Annotated in this window: 16 protein-coding genes; 11 read left to right on the top strand and 5 right to left on the bottom strand. The window is 41.3% G+C overall.

Annotated elements, in window-relative coordinates:
• Window positions 1–20 precede the first annotated feature (20 nt).
• Entirely contained in the window at window positions 21–1304 is a 1284-nt protein-coding gene (locus UH38_RS00940) for a glycosyltransferase family 4 protein (protein ID WP_045052723.1), read from the bottom strand.
• 431 nt (window positions 1305–1735) lie between these two features.
• Here UH38_RS00940 and UH38_RS00945 point away from each other — a divergent pair, with 431 nt between their 5' ends.
• Window positions 1736–2131 (top strand): hypothetical protein, encoded by a 396-nt coding sequence (locus UH38_RS00945; RefSeq protein ID WP_045053028.1) that lies wholly within the window; start codon window positions 1736–1738, stop codon window positions 2129–2131.
• Window positions 2132–2185: 54 nt separating this feature from the next.
• Here UH38_RS00945 and UH38_RS00950 read toward each other — a convergent pair whose 3' ends face one another.
• Together UH38_RS00950 and UH38_RS00955 are read right to left on the bottom strand one after the other, a co-directional pair.
• The gene (locus tag UH38_RS00950) at window positions 2186–2680 is read right to left on the bottom strand and encodes an RNA recognition motif domain-containing protein (protein ID WP_045052724.1); all 495 of its coding nucleotides are present in this window, start codon (window positions 2678–2680) and stop codon (window positions 2186–2188) included.
• Window positions 2681–3239: 559 nt separating this feature from the next.
• Window positions 3240–5336, bottom strand: coding sequence for a M48 family metallopeptidase (locus UH38_RS00955; RefSeq protein WP_045052725.1), 2097 nt, complete (start codon window positions 5334–5336; stop codon window positions 3240–3242).
• Between the two features lie 845 nt (window positions 5337–6181).
• On the opposite strand from UH38_RS00955, the gene UH38_RS00960 reads away from it, so the two are divergent.
• The gene (locus UH38_RS00960; RefSeq protein ID WP_045052726.1) at window positions 6182–6979 is read left to right on the top strand and encodes a glucose-1-phosphate cytidylyltransferase; all 798 of its coding nucleotides are present in this window, start codon (window positions 6182–6184) and stop codon (window positions 6977–6979) included.
• Window positions 6980–7063: 84 nt separating this feature from the next.
• Window positions 7064–7717, top strand: a complete 654-nt coding sequence (locus UH38_RS00965) for a PIG-L deacetylase family protein (protein ID WP_045052727.1) — start codon at window positions 7064–7066, stop codon at window positions 7715–7717.
• Window positions 7718–7815: 98 nt separating this feature from the next.
• Here the strand turns inward: UH38_RS00965 and prfC are convergent, their stop codons facing one another.
• On the bottom strand, window positions 7816–9453 hold the full coding sequence (gene prfC / locus UH38_RS00970; RefSeq protein ID WP_200892229.1) for a peptide chain release factor 3: 1638 nt from the start codon (window positions 9451–9453) through the stop codon (window positions 7816–7818).
• A gap of 136 nt (window positions 9454–9589) precedes the next feature.
• On the opposite strand from prfC, the gene UH38_RS00975 reads away from it, so the two are divergent.
• The 3 genes from UH38_RS00975 (at window position 9590) to hemB (ending at window position 11958) form a co-directional block, all read left to right on the top strand.
• Window positions 9590–9934 carry a DUF4870 domain-containing protein gene (locus UH38_RS00975; protein WP_045052728.1) on the top strand — a complete coding sequence of 115 codons (345 nt, stop codon included), beginning with the start codon at window positions 9590–9592 and terminating at the stop codon, window positions 9932–9934.
• 147 nt (window positions 9935–10081) lie between these two features.
• Window positions 10082–10822, top strand: a complete 741-nt coding sequence (locus UH38_RS00980) for a CPBP family glutamic-type intramembrane protease (protein WP_045052729.1) — start codon at window positions 10082–10084, stop codon at window positions 10820–10822.
• A 155-nt stretch (window positions 10823–10977) separates the two neighbouring features.
• Window positions 10978–11958, top strand: a complete 981-nt coding sequence (gene hemB / locus UH38_RS00985; RefSeq protein WP_045052730.1) for a porphobilinogen synthase — start codon at window positions 10978–10980, stop codon at window positions 11956–11958.
• Here the strand turns inward: hemB and UH38_RS00990 are convergent.
• A complete protein-coding gene (locus tag UH38_RS00990; protein WP_045052731.1) occupies window positions 11950–12426 on the bottom strand; it encodes a hypothetical protein in 477 nt (158 codons plus the stop codon). The two genes, hemB and UH38_RS00990, sit on opposite strands and share 9 nt — an antisense overlap.
• 113 nt (window positions 12427–12539) lie before the next feature.
• On the opposite strand from UH38_RS00990, the gene UH38_RS00995 reads away from it, so the two are divergent.
• The 5 genes from UH38_RS00995 to UH38_RS01015 all read left to right on the top strand — a co-directional run bounded on the left by UH38_RS00995 (window position 12540) and on the right by UH38_RS01015 (window position 16676).
• Window positions 12540–12761, top strand: a complete 222-nt coding sequence (locus UH38_RS00995; RefSeq protein ID WP_045052732.1) for a helix-turn-helix domain-containing protein — start codon at window positions 12540–12542, stop codon at window positions 12759–12761.
• An 89-nt stretch (window positions 12762–12850) separates the two neighbouring features.
• The gene (locus UH38_RS01000) at window positions 12851–13834 is read left to right on the top strand and encodes an alpha-ketoacid dehydrogenase subunit beta (RefSeq protein WP_045052733.1); all 984 of its coding nucleotides are present in this window, start codon (window positions 12851–12853) and stop codon (window positions 13832–13834) included.
• Between the two features lie 73 nt (window positions 13835–13907).
• The gene (gene secD, locus UH38_RS01005; protein ID WP_045052734.1) at window positions 13908–15317 is read left to right on the top strand and encodes a protein translocase subunit SecD; all 1410 of its coding nucleotides are present in this window, start codon (window positions 13908–13910) and stop codon (window positions 15315–15317) included.
• Window positions 15314–16264: a protein translocase subunit SecF gene (secF, locus tag UH38_RS01010; protein WP_045052735.1), complete on the top strand. Its 951-nt coding sequence runs from the start codon at window positions 15314–15316 to the stop codon at window positions 16262–16264. The genes secD and secF overlap by 4 nt, the downstream gene beginning before the upstream one ends.
• A gap of 1 nt (window position 16265) precedes the next feature.
• Window positions 16266–16676 carry a hypothetical protein gene (locus UH38_RS01015; RefSeq protein ID WP_045052736.1) on the top strand — a complete coding sequence of 137 codons (411 nt, stop codon included), beginning with the start codon at window positions 16266–16268 and terminating at the stop codon, window positions 16674–16676.
• The last annotated feature ends 75 nt before the right edge of the window (window positions 16677–16751 follow it).

Consider the following 16751-nt stretch of genomic DNA (forward strand, 5'->3'; position numbering starts at 1 on the left):
CCCTACCTGCAGCCCTCAAATTAAGCAATCGCTACTGCTTTCGGCTTAACTTCCTCTTCTACACTGGGTTTTTGCAACTCCTCGTACAATTCGCCTAGTTGAGTTGCTACACCTTCCCAACTAAACATCTTTTCTACACGCTTTCTTGCTGCTCGACCCATTTTATTTCTATCATCAGGGTCTAGAGATAAAATGCGGTCAATCGCCTCTGCAAAAGCTGCATCATCTTTAGGGGGTGCAAGTAGTCCAGTTTCTTCTGGAACTACAGTAAATTGCAAACCACCAACATCACTAGCGACTACTGGAGTGCTACTTGCCATTGCTTCAATCGCTACCAAACCAAAAGGTTCGTAGTGGCTGGGAACTACACACACATCAGCAGCAGCATAGTAATTGTGCAGCGTATCGTCGCCCAAACGACCTGGGAAGATTGTCATATCGCTCATTCCCAATTCTGCAACAATTTCCTCAATGCGATCGCGTTCTAGTCCGTCGCTTTGTCCAGGGCGAGAACCGCCACCAATAATCAACTTTATATCTTTCTTGCCGCGTAGCTGCGACTGTCCTACTGCTCTTACTAACGTTTCGATACCTTTGCGGCGATCGAACCTACCTACATACAAAACTACTGCCGCTTCTTTGTCTATGCCTAAAATTTCCCTTGCTTGTTCTTGACTTACAGAACCGAAGCGATGAATGTCTGTACCGCAAGGAATGATATCGATATTACCCTTACTAGACACTAGCGATCGCATATGCTGCTTTTCTTGCGGGCTAGTCGCTACAACCCTTTCTGCTGTTTCTAATAATGTTTTTTCAACTTCCAAACGAGTCTTAGCAATTAAGGGAATTGTCGATACTGACTTGTACTTGACGCAACCTAAAGAATGATAGGTATGAACTTGCTTGCTACCTTGTCTTTTTTTAAGTTGCATCCCTACCCAACTTGATAGCCAGTAGTTCGTGTGAAACAAAGTGTATTTGATTCCCTCGTCTGCTTGAAACTTTAATACTTGCTCTACAAATTCTGGCAAGTATGGGAATAAATTATCTCTTGATATGAATTCTTCTGGTCCGGCGGTTAAACGAATTGTCCGACAATTGGGTAAATGCTCTACAATTCTGGCATCTTCTGCGCTAGCCTTGCGGGTGAACATATCTACTTGCCATCCGAGTTTGGCTAAAGCCTCACCCACTTGACGCACGTAAACGTTTTGTCCCCCGGCTTCTTCTTTCCCAATTTCAATTGCAGGATCGCCGTGTACTGAAATCAGGGCAATGCGCTTTTGATTGGAGGTATTCATGGCTTATTATCACCGGAATTCAACTGTTTTTTTAATGGAGGTCGCCAAGCGTGGTTTCCTCTGGGTGGATAAGATATCGATCTTATGCCTTACTTTACATTTTCTTTACATCATTGACATCCTCTATGGGAAATACTTTTATTGAGGTTGCTTTCATTCTTCAGGATTTGATTTGCACTGGCAGGTATGCCAATAATAGGTTTCACTCTATCTGGAGGTTGAGTAGTTTTTACTGCGTGCCTCCTATTGAACCCAACGACAAGTTTTTTACTACCCAGAGAAAACTTGCAAACTGCACCAGTATTATCTCCGAGATCCACTATACATAACTACAATAAATCTTATGTCTAAGATAAGCAAAGCTAATCAGACAATTATTCTCAATCTTAATGCCGCTCGATATGATAGTTTCCGCTGATAATAAGAAGTCTATGAAATTAGAATTTGTCCCCATCGAAGAGTTTTATTTTGCTTTAACCTTAGCAGTGCGTCCCTTAGAAGACTTAGGCGATCGCGATTTAGTTATGCAAGTGCGATCGCGCCTGCAACAAGAATGTGGCGAACCTTCAACAATCGCTGCTGCTAGGCAAAATAACTTTAACTATGTATTCCGCATCAATGACTACGACAATAGCCCAGCGCCTCAATTAGTCGTATCTGTAGCTGACTGGCAAGACAAACTCCGCCTCAGCAGCGATTACGGTTGGACGTTAGATAACGAACGTAAACCATTACGTACCGAACGCTACGAACAAAGAGCGGCATTTAGTCAACAACTGCGATCGCATTTAGCAACTTGGTTGCAAGTCCCTCTATCTGTCGATTAGAGCTAGCTAGTTGAACTTAGAAGTTAGAGCCTTGTCTAACTTCTAAGCAAAGTATTAACCATTAGTAGTTTGTGCTGCCAACATTTGCTTTAACTTCTCAAGTTCTGTAGCCCAACGCGGATCGGGTTGAACTGCATCTGAGCTTTCGCTTGTATTGCTAGTGCTAGCTGGGCGACGAGACTTTTTATTATTGTTGTTGCGACGGTTAGATGCTGCTTTTTCAGGATGCCCAACGCTAGAGTTACCAGCACTTTCATTAGTAACAGGACGACTTTGCCCTTCTTCGTCTTGTCCTTTAGTTCGAGGTAAAGCTTTTTCAATTTTTATGGGGCTGTCCTTAAATAATTGACCGTTGTATTTTTCAATTATTTTGTCAGCGTGTTCGTCGTCGTTAACAGTTACAAAACCAAAACCGCGACATTTGCCTGTTTTGCGGTCTTTAATTACTTTAGTTACAACTGATTCACCTTCTTCGGCAAAAACTGCTTGCAGTTCTTGACGCTCTACTTCTTCTTTGGGTAGGTTGCCAATATACAGACGGACTGACATGAAAAATACCTCTACATTTGAGTGGAAATAATTTGGTGATAAAACCGTTTACTTAGATTAGTCGTTAATAATTTTAGATTGACCTATGCTGCCACAAATTAACTTTTAACTTGAACAACTAACCTTTGGTGCTTTCGCGCATTAACTATACGTCATAGAAACACTTTAGTTAAACAACTGCCCTTTCTGTTGTAATTAGCAACTTTTTAGCTACGAAAGATACCTCTAACGCTGCTTGCCTGTAACGGTAACACTATTTTTTACAATATCATGCGTGTGACTGCTGCAGTAGCTATTTGACTATATTTACACCTTTAGCGATATTCGCACTTCGATCTATCTGTTTCCATCCTCCTTATGTATGGAATTTGTGTTTGTTTACTATCATTTCTATAGATTTACTCAAAATAAAAACCAGCCATTGGCTGGTTTAATTACTGCTGTGTTGGAACTAGGAGAATTTTGGAGGCAATTACCAAGCTGGGATAGCAATTTAGGTTTGGTAAACTGGCTCATGTAAAGTAATGTAACAGAGTAAGTAGATAATTGCAACATATCTTTACGAATTGGCTAAGAGATAAGCGCCCCAAACAGCGATCGCGATCGCCAAGATCGTAGTCCAGAGGGGATGATTGCTACGGCAACTTTTACCAGACTGGGTTTGTAAAGTATCTACATCAATCCAGCAAGTTGCACCGCGTCGGAACCAGCCATTAATAACAATATGTCGCCCTAGCAAGTCTTGGGGGTTGAGAGATTGACGCAAGAAGATATAGCCAATAGGTCCGAGTAAAGACTGATAATGCAAAGCGATCGCCCCTTGAGGAGATTGTAAAATCAGATCTTGTCCCAACCAGTTACCAATACCACGCCGCCCTAACAGCTTACCTTGCAAGCGTAGAGGCTGACTATTGATAGGTAAAGCCGCAGGATTAGCTGAAAGCTGGGCTAATGTGGGGGCATGGCGCACAGACTTAGAAGTAATATCAGGAAACAAAGGATTGATCCGCACAAAAGTACCAATACTAAAAGCAATAGGCAAAAAAGCTTTAATCAGCAGCCAATCGCCAAACATCCAAGCAAGCTGAGGAATCCACACGATTAGGGAAATTCCGCCGATTAGCCAAAATAAGCCGCTAACCAGCAAGCCTAATAAAACTGCTAAATAAGGAGCAATTTGGAGTAAGAACTGGCGCTTGGAGACAAGCGTTTGAGCAGGAATATTAAGTAAATCTAGCTCAGATTCTAAGTGCCACTGCTGACACAAGCGCTCAAGACGTTGCAAGCGATCGCCAAGTAAAGGATGAGTATTATTAATAGTTAACCAAAAGCGATAAGGGTTGAGGCAATCCCAAGCAAGAACAGGTACAAAATCGGTATGAGGATAAAGACTGCCCAAAGTAATAGATTGGTAATAGCTAGTAGGCAAAAACATATTTAAGCTTTCTAAGAGCGTACTTGTTTGCTCTTTTTGCTGCGTATCTTTAGCAATACCGACAGCAATTTTGAGTAAAGCGCGAGTTAGCCCGTTAGGATTGCCCGTGATATTAACAGCAAAGCGATCGCTATAATAAACGCGCAACTGCGACAGCCATACACCAGGCAAGCCAAGCCACCACCACAAGCCATAAGCCGCGCTAGCAACCGCAGCAGATACGTATAGAATAGGTTGTGACTGGCGATCGCCCCACACAGATATTTGCTCGTAAACTGTATAAACTATTTGCCTTACTAGCAGCAACAGGGACATAAATACAAAATCCCCATGAGCAATATGTGCTAATTCCAAAGCGCAAATTGCCGCAATTTCATCATCTGCTAATTGTTCGAGCAATCCTTGACTAACAACAATTCGCGCAGTACGAGGCAAGTTACCATAAGTCAAAGCCAAGGGTGCAGTTGTAGGCAGAATGCGTAACTGCGGCAAACGCCAATTATGCTGACGGCAATAGCGTTGTATAACTCGACTAGCTTCTGGACTAATTTTAGAAAGTTGAATTAATGATAGTGGTTGCAATCCATAAAACTGCTGCAGCAGTAGATCGAGCAACCAAGGACAGAAAACTGTCAATAGCAATAGTAAACAGAATATTAGTTCAGTATTATTGGAATAAAAAGGTTGATAAGGCTCAAGATAAGGTAATTTGACTAAAATATCGTTAAATAGAAGCATAAAGACCGTCAAAGTAGCGCGAATCAGCCAAAACAAAGCGATCGCGCTACCAACAGCCAAAAGCCGCAAAGGCAACAAATTCACCTGTTTCAAAGCTTGCCAACGCGTAGCCCTCGGCGCATAGCGCCACACAAAAGGTTCGATCCCCCTGTAGTCCTCCTCAACCCCAGATGGCTGTTCAAATGCAACAAACCCAGTCTCATCGCCAACCAATGACGCAACTAATTCAGGATGACTGCTAAACACCCATTCTCTAACTTGCGGTTCGGTACTCTGACAGAGTTCTTGGCAAAGTGCGATCGCCTTTTGCTTTTCCCCGTTTTGTTTGTATGCTTCTAGCAACGCTTTCTGTGCTTGTAGCTTATCTAGGGTATTTTCTTGATTTTGACAAACTACCTCTAAATGAGCGATCGCATCTTGAAAATCGCCTGTTGCTAAAGCAGCTAAACCAGCCTGCAAAGACGATTCGGGAACAGCAGCCATAAAAATTCTTCGCCTCTTGTTTCTTTGAACTTACCCTTAGTTTTACTGGTTGCGATCGCTCATTCCCGCCAGCTTATACAAAAACTTTGGACTTTTTCCCTTGCTGCATATTTGTGGTTAGTTTGACTAAGGAAGGCGCTAAAACGGGCAAAAGATATATAAATCTAACTTATATTAATTCCTATTTTGTTTATGTTTTGTGAGCCTTGTTCTGCAAAGAAGCCACGATTGCATTCGTTATGTGTTTGCTAAATGGCGATTGATAACACTATTTTCGAGATAAACAAGTATAAATACTGAAGTAAATAATAGACTTTCCTCATAATATCTTTATAATTATCGTCTTTCTTAAAGAGTTAATAAAGACTACATACTATGGTTACACACAATATCAAGTGTCAAGATACTTAAGACATAGCTTTGCAAGTAGCAATTTACACTTGCAAAATTAGCGAAAAAATTGACATAAATCTTCCCTAGTCTATAGGACTTCGCAGATAAAATCTAATATTAAAGTATAGATATAGTGCGATTAAATAATATACACTCGACCTAACGTATTTAATCGAACTATCTGCTTGCTATATGCATATATAAACACGTAGGAGAGTAGTAGAGATAGTAAAAGTTGTTGCAGTCAAATTTTTGATTGCTAGGAATTAAAAATTTGCAGCATTGTAGGTGCTTGCAAAGCTTATTCGGTGAAAAGCAATTGTAGAACTAAATAATTTGACCAAATGCATAGAGTTTTTATTTTGTTAGCGGCAGCTTGGGTAACTTTTAAATTAAGCACAAGCTAAATGAAATAATTACTGATTATTCGCTCAAAAAAAGAAGGAGTATTGATGAAAGTAGTTTTATTTTGTGGTGGACTTGGTACAAGATTAAGAGACTATTCGGAAACTATTCCTAAACCATTAGTTCATATTGGCTATAGACCAATACTATGGCACGTAATGAAATATTACGCTCATTACGGACATAAAGATTTTATTCTTTGCCTTGGTTACAAAGCGGACTTAATTAAAGATTATTTTTTGCGATATAATGAATGTATCTCTAATGATTTCACCTTAATGAATGGAGGAAAAAACATAGAGTTAATAAATAGCGATATTCATGATTGGAATATTACTTTTGTAGACACAGGATTAAATTCAAATATTGGCCAAAGATTAAAGGCAGTTCAAAAGTATGTAGAAGACGAAGAAGTATTTTTAGCAAACTACAGTGACGGCTTAACAGATTTATTTTTACCTAAAGCTATAGATGAATTTTATCGACGAGACAAAGTAGCAAGTTTTTTGAGTGTAAGACCAGCACAAACTTTTCATATAATTTCTTCAAATGATAACGGTTTAGTAACATCTATCCAAGATGTTAAACAAGCAAATATTAGGATTAATGGAGGTTACTTTATTTTAAAAAATGAGATCTTTGACTACTTACACGAAGGAGAAGAGTTAGTGTATGAGCCGTTTGAGAGATTAATTCACAAGCAACAACTATTTGCTTATGAATACAATGGCTTTTGGGCTTGTATGGATACTTTTAAAGATAAACAGCAATTAGAAGATATGTTTTCCTATGGTAATGCTCCTTGGGAAATTTGGCGACACGCAGATAAAGTATTAGCTTTTTAAGTACAAAAACAAGCTAATATATCATTGATTTGGATTGTTCAAAAGTAAGTTGAGCAATCTATTTTTATTGATTAGGAAACTAAAATGCTTAAAATTGAGCTAGGCAAAAATAATAATTCAGCTTACAATATACTCTGCTTAGGCTCTCATTGCGATGACATAGAAATTGGCTGCGGCGGAACAATATTAAAATTAATCGAAACTTATCCAAATATTGCTATTTATTGGGTAGTTTTTAGTTCAAATTCGCAAAGAGAGAAGGAAGCTAATATTAGTGCTAATCAGTTTTTAGCAAATATTGAGAATAAAAATATTATCATTAAAGATTTTAGAGATGGATTTTTACCTTTTCTAGGTATAGAAGTTAAAGAAGCTTTTGAGCAGTTAAAAAAAGATATTAATCCCGATTTAATCCTAACTCATTATCGCCATGACGCTCATCAAGATCATCGACTAATATCTGACTTAACTTGGAATACATTTAGAAATCATTTAATTTTAGAATACGAAATTCCTAAATACGATGGCGATTTAGGAAATCCTAATTTTTACGTTCATTTGGATCGCTCCATTTGCCAAAGAAAAGTTGACTATCTAATTGATAGTTTTACAACTCAAAAGAATAAGCATTGGTTTACAGAAGAAACCTTTTTTTCACTGCTAAGGATAAGAGGAATAGAAGCAAATGCACCTGACAAGTACGCAGAGGCATTTTACTGTCGCAAAATGGTTTTTTAAGCAACAGGGACCAGTGCAGTAGTTACCGCTAACAAGATCGCTTTGCACTAACTATTTAAGCAGTAACAACTACGACTAACTGATAAATCTTTAACTGGTCACTGGTCACTGTTATTACTCTGTTGGCTAAAAGTAAGAGGAGCGATCGCACTCAACTTCAATTCTGGATTATCTCCTTCTACCTGCTGGCAATTCCATTCATTGCGAAATAGTAATACTGGTCGTCCCAAGCTATCTTTAACTGTGACGGTATTAAACAATCGCCCAACCTTTTCCAAAGCCTCCCAGCCGCCAGTTACCCAGCGCGCAACGCTGTAAGGTAATAAATCTAACAGCGTCTCTACACCATATTCTTGCATCAAGCGGAACTGCACGACTTCAAATTGTAATTGTCCTACCGCAGCCAAAATCGGTTCGCGTTTAGTTTCATCAGCAGAGTACATAATTTGCACTGCACCTTCTTCGCGCAACTCGGAAACGCCTTTATGAAACTGTTTGAACTTAGAAGGGTTGGGATTGCGTAAAGTCGCAAATAGTTCGGGAGAAAAACTAGGAATACCCTCGTACTCTATTTTTTGCCCGTTATAAATAGTATCGCCGATCGCAAACACGCCAGGATTATTTAAACCAATTACATCCCCAGGATAAGCATAGTCGATAGATTCGCGGTCTTGAGCAAATAATTTTTGCGGACGCGACAGGCGAATAATCTTCCCACTGCGGGAATGATTTACCGTCATATCCTTTTCAAACTTACCCGTACAAACGCGAATAAACGCCACGCGATCGCGGTGTTTGGGGTCCATATTTGCTTGCAATTTAAACACAAACCCCGAAAACTCTGGATAAGTTGGAGGAATTTCGCCTATATTGCTAACACGGGAACCAGGTTTAAGAGCGTAATCGAGGAAAGTATTTAAAAATAGCTCTACACCAAAATTAGTCATCGCGCTACCAAAGAATACAGGAGTCATTTTTCCTTGGTGGACTAAATCGGTATTTAGTTCTGAGCCTGCGCCTTCTAGTAGCTCTAAATCGTCCTTAAATTGATAATACAAGTCTTCTTCTAGCAACTCTTCGATGCGGGGATCTCCCAAATCTACTACTGTGCTAGCGGCTTCACGGCTACCATGAGCGCTACGTTCAAATAAATGGATCTTTTGCTCCCTACGATCGAACACACCTTTAAAGCGATCGCCTATACCAATGGGCCAATTTACAGCATACGTCTGCAAACCTAGTTCTTGCTCAATTTCGTCCAAAAGTTCTAATGGTTCGCGTCCAGGACGGTCGAGTTTATTTACAAACGTGAAAATCGGCAATTTCCGCAGCTTGCATACTTCAAACAACTTGCGCGTCTGCGGTTCCAAACCTTTAGCTGCGTCGATTAGCATCACAGCATTATCCGCTGCTGCTAAAGTGCGGTAAGTATCTTCACTAAAATCTTGGTGTCCTGGAGTATCGAGCAAATTTATTTGACAATGGCGATACTCAAATTGCAACACAGTAGAGGTGATGGAAATTCCTCTTTGCTGTTCCATCGCCATCCAGTCAGAAGTAGCTTTACGCTGCGCCCTCCGCGCTTTGACAGCACCAGCTTCATGAATTGCACCCCCGTACAGTAGGAGTTTTTCTGTTAGCGTAGTTTTACCAGCATCGGGGTGAGAGATAATAGCAAAATTGCGTCGATGCTCAACGGCTGTTTGCAATTCCGCCTCAAGGTCAGTGGATATCATGAAGTTTAGCTAGTAGGATGTTACAGGAGTACAAGATCGGAAGTAAGCGCGAGATTAGGCTTATTTTTAAGATTAACAATGGATGATATAGGTTGTAAGTCCCAAAAAAACCTATTACGAGGAGAAACTTAGTCTTATGTACGACGCAGATCAGCGGAAACTCTTATCAGCACTTTCTCATGGCTCAATATTTTTTAGTGCTGCTTTAGTGTCCATAGGTATTCCCATTGCGATTTTTTTAGTGTCTAGCGACCCAGTAGTGAAAGAAAATGCCAAAGAAGCTATCAACTTCCATTTTAATGTGTGGTTGTATGGAATTATTGTTTTAGTCCTGAGTTTCATTAGTTTTGGCTTACTTGGCTTATTCTTAGGACCGGTGTATTTTCTATTCCATTGGGGATTAGCAATTTTGGCTATCTACCAAAATCTCACCAGTCCCGATACAGCCTACCGCTATCCGTTTATTTTTCGTCCTTTGTAGGTTGAGCGGGCGATCGCTTCACATCGATTGCAAGCTGTCAGCTAAAACTTACGTTATGGTGCATGAGGCGATCGCATACTTAGCGATCGCCTTTACTATATCTATTTACAACGTTGCGGATAATGTGTCATAGATTTCCAGAAAAGTATGTTATTTACAATTGTGTGGTTGATGGGTATGACGGGCGTAGTTTCCCTTTACTGGCTAGCACTACCAATTCCTAAAGAGACGCAACTTTCTGTTACAACTATCAAACTATTGGCTCTGATTCAGCCTACGCTGTTGCTAACTCTAGCAGTCTTTATCGGTGGAAACTTAGCCCCTAAAGTAGGTCTGAGCGCACCGTTAACTGAAGCTATATCTCAATCTGATTCTTGGCTACTAGCAATCAAACCTCAAATATTACCAGGTATAGTAGGTGGTACAGTTAGCGGTATTGCCCTTTTCTTTATATCTACGTGGTGGAAAACATTTTTACCAGCAGATTTCTTAGCAAAAGGCGAAGCATTATCTGAAAATACGCCGTTACTAACTCGGATTCTCTACGGCGGAGTCACTGAAGAAATTTTGCTGCGCTGGGGATTAATGACACTTTTAGTTTGGGTATTGTGGCGCTTGCTACAACGAGGGCAGGGTGTACCTAGTGTAAGTTGTTTTGTCATGGCGATCGCTAGTTCTGCTTTGCTGTTCGCTTTAGGGCATTTACCGCTAGCATTTATTCTCAGTACAGAAATTACTTCCTCATTACTTGCCTACATTATTATTGGCAATGGCTTTTTTGGCTTAGTTGCAGGCTATCTCTATTGGCAGTACGGTTTAGAATCAGCAGCGATTGCTCATATTCTAGTACATATAGTCATGGCAGTAAGCGATCGTTTAAGCAGTTGAGGTATTTGCAAAAACCCTTGGCTGACAATTTTTAACAGCGCTGTTTTTTAGCAAAACTTAAGTTGCAGACATACTATACTGCAAGAAATAAGCATATATGTTGGCGTGGATTGCTTTAGCGCCACTTAATTCAGGTTGTCACTTTAACAAAAACCATGTTTCCCACCCATCGCCCTCGCCGTCTCCGCACCCATCCACAATTACGCCGCATGGTACGCGAGACTGTTTTAACAACCAACGATTTAATCTACCCCTTATTTGCCGTACCAGGTGAGGGAATCGCCAAAGAAGTTAAATCGATGCCTGGAGTCTACCAGCTATCGGTAGATAAAATTGTCCAAGAAGCTAAGGAAGTTTACGATCTTGGCATTCCTGGCATTATCTTATTTGGCATTCCAGCAGATAAAGATACCGATGCTACAGGTGCATGGCATGATTGCGGTATCGTCCAAAAAGCTGCTACTGCCGTCAAAGAAGCTGTACCCGATTTGATTGTAGCTGCCGATACTTGTTTGTGCGAGTATACAACTCACGGACATTGCGGTTACTTGCAAGTAGGCGACTTAACCGGAAAAGTTTTAAACGACCCAACTTTAGAATTGTTAGGCAAAACTGCTGTTTCTCAAGCTAAAGCTGGTGCTGATATTATCGCTCCTTCGGGGATGATGGATGGATTTGTGCAATCAATCCGCATTGCTTTAGATGAAGCTGGCTTTCAAGATACGCCGATTATGTCGTATGCTGCTAAGTATGCTTCGGCTTATTACGGTCCTTTTCGCGATGCTGCTGAATCTACGCCGCAATTTGGCGATCGCCGCACCTACCAAATGGACCCAGGTAACGCCCGCGAAGCTTTAAAAGAAATTGGCTTAGATATTGCTGAAGGCGCTGATATGCTCATGGTGAAGCCAGCTTTGGCATACATGGATATTATCTGGCGCGTCAAAGAAGCTAGCAATTTACCTGTTGCTGCCTACAATGTCTCTGGCGAATACTCGATGGTTAAAGCCGCCGCCCTCAATGGCTGGATTGATGAGGAGCGGGTAGTGATGGAAACTCTAACAAGTTTTAAACGCTCTGGCGCAGATTTAATTTTGACTTATCACGCTAAAGATGCCGCCCGCTGGCTAGCGTAACTCAGATTTAGAGGCGCATAAATAAAGTTGCGTCTCTAAATAAGACTTTTCTTCTACATAAATACTTCTAAGCGCTATTATTATCTGCTCTGACAGTAATAGTTTAATTGTGCCGAGCAGTTGCCCCCAGTTAAATAATTCTGCAATATCTCTACATTGCCCAAACCGATTAGCGTAAAAAGTCGCCCAAAAATCCGGTGCGTGCTTAATTTTTAGCTTCCGCCAGCGCTTGCTCCAGTAGGTAAAATCCTGTCTAGTCGGTGCTTCTACTCCTACAACTGGGGGCAAATCGGCGTAACTAACAAACCTACTCAAACCTTGCCCTACAACCAATATTACCCTTGCCCAACAGCGAATCTCTCTAATCTTTTCTACTGGTACTTTCAGGATTAAAGCGATCGCTTCTTCACTAACAAACCGAGCTAAAGGATGAACGTACTTGGATTGCGGCTGCAATGTTGATATCATATAGTTACTTCCCACATTGTGGGTTTGTTTTGAATCAGGCGATCGCTTTTCAGTTTGCCGACTTTGGGCGATCGCTTTTAATCATAATTTATTTCAGTTGACAAGTCAACTGTATGTCAAACAACGGATTAGTTAGATTAAAAATTAAAGAATTTGCCGCTAGAGAAGGTTGGACGCTAAAGCAAGTTGCAGACAAATCGGGAGTAGCTTATGGCACAATCAAAACTTATGCCGTATCTCCAGGGATGGCAATGGCTGACATCAATGCCTTACGCAAGTTGGCGATAACGTTTGATATTTTGATAGAAGATTTATTAGAAGTAGTGCAGGAATAAGCGATTGCGCTTTGGATAAAGCGATCGCATTATTATTAGTCCCAAGGCGCTAAGATTTTAGATTAACCAGCAAAATAAGTAACGATGTAATGGCTGAAACCTTATTTTTTAACGCCCTGTGTCAGGCTATAGACGAAGAAATGGCGCGTGATTCCACTGTACTTGTATTAGGTGAAGATGTAGGACACTATGGCGGCTCTTATAAAGTTACCAAGGACCTTTACAAAAAATATGGCGAACTGCGAGTTTTGGATACGCCCATTGCTGAAAATAGCTTTACAGGGATGGCAGTCGGCGCAGCGATGACAGGCTTAAGACCGATAATTGAAGGCATGAATATGGGCTTTTTACTCCTTGCCTTCAACCAAATTTCCAACAACGCGGGGATGCTACGCTACACTTCTGGAGGCAATTTTACAATCCCAATGGTAATTCGCGGTCCAGGCGGCGTAGGCAGACAGTTAGGCGCAGAACACTCGCAAAGACTAGAAGCCTACTTTCAAGCTGTTCCAGGTATCAAAATCGTTGCCTGCTCTACACCTTACAACGCCAAAGGACTACTCAAATCTGCCATTAGAGATAATAACCCAGTGCTATTTTTTGAACACGTACTGCTCTATAACTTAAAGGAAAATCTGCCAGAACAAGAGTATTTGCTACCTTTAGACAAAGCTGAAGTAGTCCGTCAAGGTAAAGATGTCACAATTCTTACCTACTCGCGGATGCGTCACCACGTCATGCAAGCAGTAAAAACACTAGAAAAAGAAGGCTGCGATCCAGAAGTAATCGACCTAATTTCCTTAAAGCCATTAGATTTTGATACAATTGGCGCTTCTATCCGCAAAACTCATCGCGTGGTAATTGTCGAAGAATGTATGCGAAGCGGGGGAATAGGTGCAGAACTGACAGCCTCGATCAACGATCGCTTATTTGACGAATTAGACGCACCAGTATTAAGGCTATCTTCTCAAGATATTCCCACACCGTATAATGGCACTTTGGAAAGATTAACAATCGTCCAGCCAGAGCAAGTCGTCGAAGCAGTACAAAAAATGGTAGCGCTGCGAGTTTAAATAATCATGAGATTGCTGCTGCTGACTCGTTCAAAACCTATTATCATAGCATTTGTTAGGAACGGGTCAGAGTATGCAGAAACAGCGCGGGGTATTAGCGTTAATTATAGTTTTGATAATCGGTGCGATCGCCACGATTGCAAATATAGATATTCCTTTGGGACTGGATTTGCAGGGCGGTTCTCAGCTAACAATTCAGGTTAACCCGACTAAAGAAATTAAGCAAATCACTCAGCAGCAGTTAGAAGACGTGCAAAGAGTGATTGAAAATCGAGTCAACGGTTTAGGCGTGTCCGAACCTGTAGTGCAAACGGTAGGACAAAATCAAATATTAGTACAACTGCCAGGAGTAAGCGACCCCCAGCAAGCCGAAAGAGTGCTAGGCGGTACGGCGCAATTAGCCTTTAGAGCGCAAAACCCAGGTACAGAAGCCCAATTTTTTGCCTATCAACAGTCGCGCCAAGAACTTTTAGCCAAACGAGAAGAATTAAGAAAATCGGGCGATAAAGCAGCAATAGAGAAAAACCAAGCAGACTTGCAAAATAACAACGAAGCCATCTCCGAATTATTTGAACCTAATGGCATAACAGGTAGAAACCTTAGAGATGCCTTTGGCGAACCAACTCAAGCTAGCAACAACTGGAACGTAGCTATCCGTTTCGATGCTGAAGGCGGTAAGTTATTTGCCGATTTAACCAAGAAATTGGCTGGTACGGGACGAACTATAGGTATTTTTCTCGATAACGAATTAATTAGTTATCCCACAGTAGGTCCTGAATTTGCTGCTACAGGCATTACAGGCGGTAGCGCCGTAATTACAGGTCGATTCACCCCCCAAGAAGCAAATGACCTCAGCGTGCAGCTACGTGGCGGTTCTTTGCCCGTACCTGTAGAAATTGTCGAAAATCGGACAGTTGGGGCAACTTTAGGACGCGATAGTATCCAACGTAGCATCTACGCGGGAATAGGCGGTCTAGTTTTGGTATTGATATTTATGGTTTTCTACTACCGCCTACCGGGACTAATTGCCGATATAGCTTTAGTTATCTACACTCTACTTACTTGGGCAACTTTTGCCCTTTTAGGCGTAACTTTGACTTTGCCAGGAATTGCCGGATTTATCCTCAGTATCGGCATGGCTGTTGATGCCAACGTGCTAATTTTTGAGCGGACGCGGGAAGAATTGCGGGCTGGCAAAACTTTGTATCGTTCGGTAGAATCTGGCTTTTTTAGAGCTTTTTCTAGCATCTTAGATGGCAACGTAACGACAGTAATTGCTTGCGCTGCGCTATTTTGGCTGGGTTCTGGATTAGTACGCGGCTTTGCTTTGACTTTGGCTTTGGGGGTAGCAGTAAGTATGTTTACAGCCCTAACGTGCAGTCGCACATTCATGTTCATTGCTATTAGTTTGCCTGCACTGCGGAAGCCAGAACTGTTTTGTCCAAATCTACCAGCATCAAAGAAAGCATCGGGGGCAGCATGAAGTTTAGTGTCAATAAACAGCGCAATTTATGGTGGGGTATATCTGTAGCCCTGATCGTAGCTAGTTTGATTTCAATGTTTATTTCGTGGCAACAAATTGGTGCGCCGTTGCGCCCTAGTTTAGATTTTGTCGGCGGTACGCGCTTGCAGCTAGAACGCGACTGTAGTGCAGCGCAAAATTGCGATCGCCCTATCGATTTAGCTGCTGTACGTCAAGTCATGACAGAGCAAGGCTTAGGCAATAGTACCATCCAGCTTGTAGACAAAGAGCGCGATTCCAACAACCAAATTTTGTCAATTCGCACCAAGAACTTAAGTGCAGACGAACGAACACGCCTGCAAGATGCTCTTGCTCAAACAATTGGTAAGCTCGATTTAGAAGCAAGTCAAAACGATACTGTTGGTCCGACAATTGGTAGACAGCTACTTACATCTGGTTTACTAGCTTTAATTGTCTCTTTCGCTGGCATTATCATCTATCTGAGTATGCGCTTTCAGTTTGACTATGCTTTTTTTGCGATTGTGGCGCTATTTCACGATGTTTTGATTACTACTGGGATCTTCTCGATGTTAGGTTTAGCTCAAGGCATTGAGGTAGATAGTCTATTTATCGTTTCTCTGCTGACAATTACTGGTTTTTCAGTCAACGATACTGTCGTAATTTACGATCGCATCCGCGAAGTAATCAAGCTCAGTCCCGATAGACCAATTGAGGAAATAGTCGATGAAGCGGTAAATCAAACATTAGGGCGCTCTATCAATACCACTTTAACCGTGTTGCTGACGTTATTTTCCATCTTCCTATTTGGTGGAGAAACCCTGAAAAACTTTGCTTTGGCGCTGATTATTGGTTTTACTTTAGGAGCTTATTCTAGTATCTTTATCGCCAGTACACTATTATCTTGGTGGCGAGAAAGAAACGCTCAATCAAAACCCGTTAATGCCTAGTATGGAGCCTCCATCAGATCGTTTCTTGGAATTAGATACCCTCAAAAAAGATCCTCAGTTTCAACAGCAAGTACAGAAGTTACACCAAATTACTGTTTATAGTAGGTGGTTGCTAGTTGGTTTGTTGTGGCTGACAATCGCACCAGTAAGTTTGTGGAGTTTGCGATCGGAAATTGCTTTACTACAGCAGTATTTTACCTGGACTGCGGTGCGCTTTGGTCTTTATTACCATCCCTTGGCTACTTTTGGTCTAGCTTTGTGTATTGGCATGACTGTTTCTGTTTTAGTCTGGCAAAGCCGCAATATTTTAGTCGGCTTGCCAGCAGACGAACAAAGGCGTTTAGAACAACAAGTTAGTAAAATTCGCCAGCAAGGTTCTACCCATCCTTTATGGAAATGGGTTTGCCAGTAACAGTTTTGTTTTACTGCCGAGTGCAGAATTAATTTATGTTCGGGCAGTGCTAAATGCCTGAGCGTAACAACACTT

This window comes from Aliterella atlantica CENA595, from assembly GCF_000952155.1.
Lineage (GTDB): Bacteria > Cyanobacteriota > Cyanobacteriia > Cyanobacteriales > Chroococcidiopsidaceae > Aliterella > Aliterella atlantica.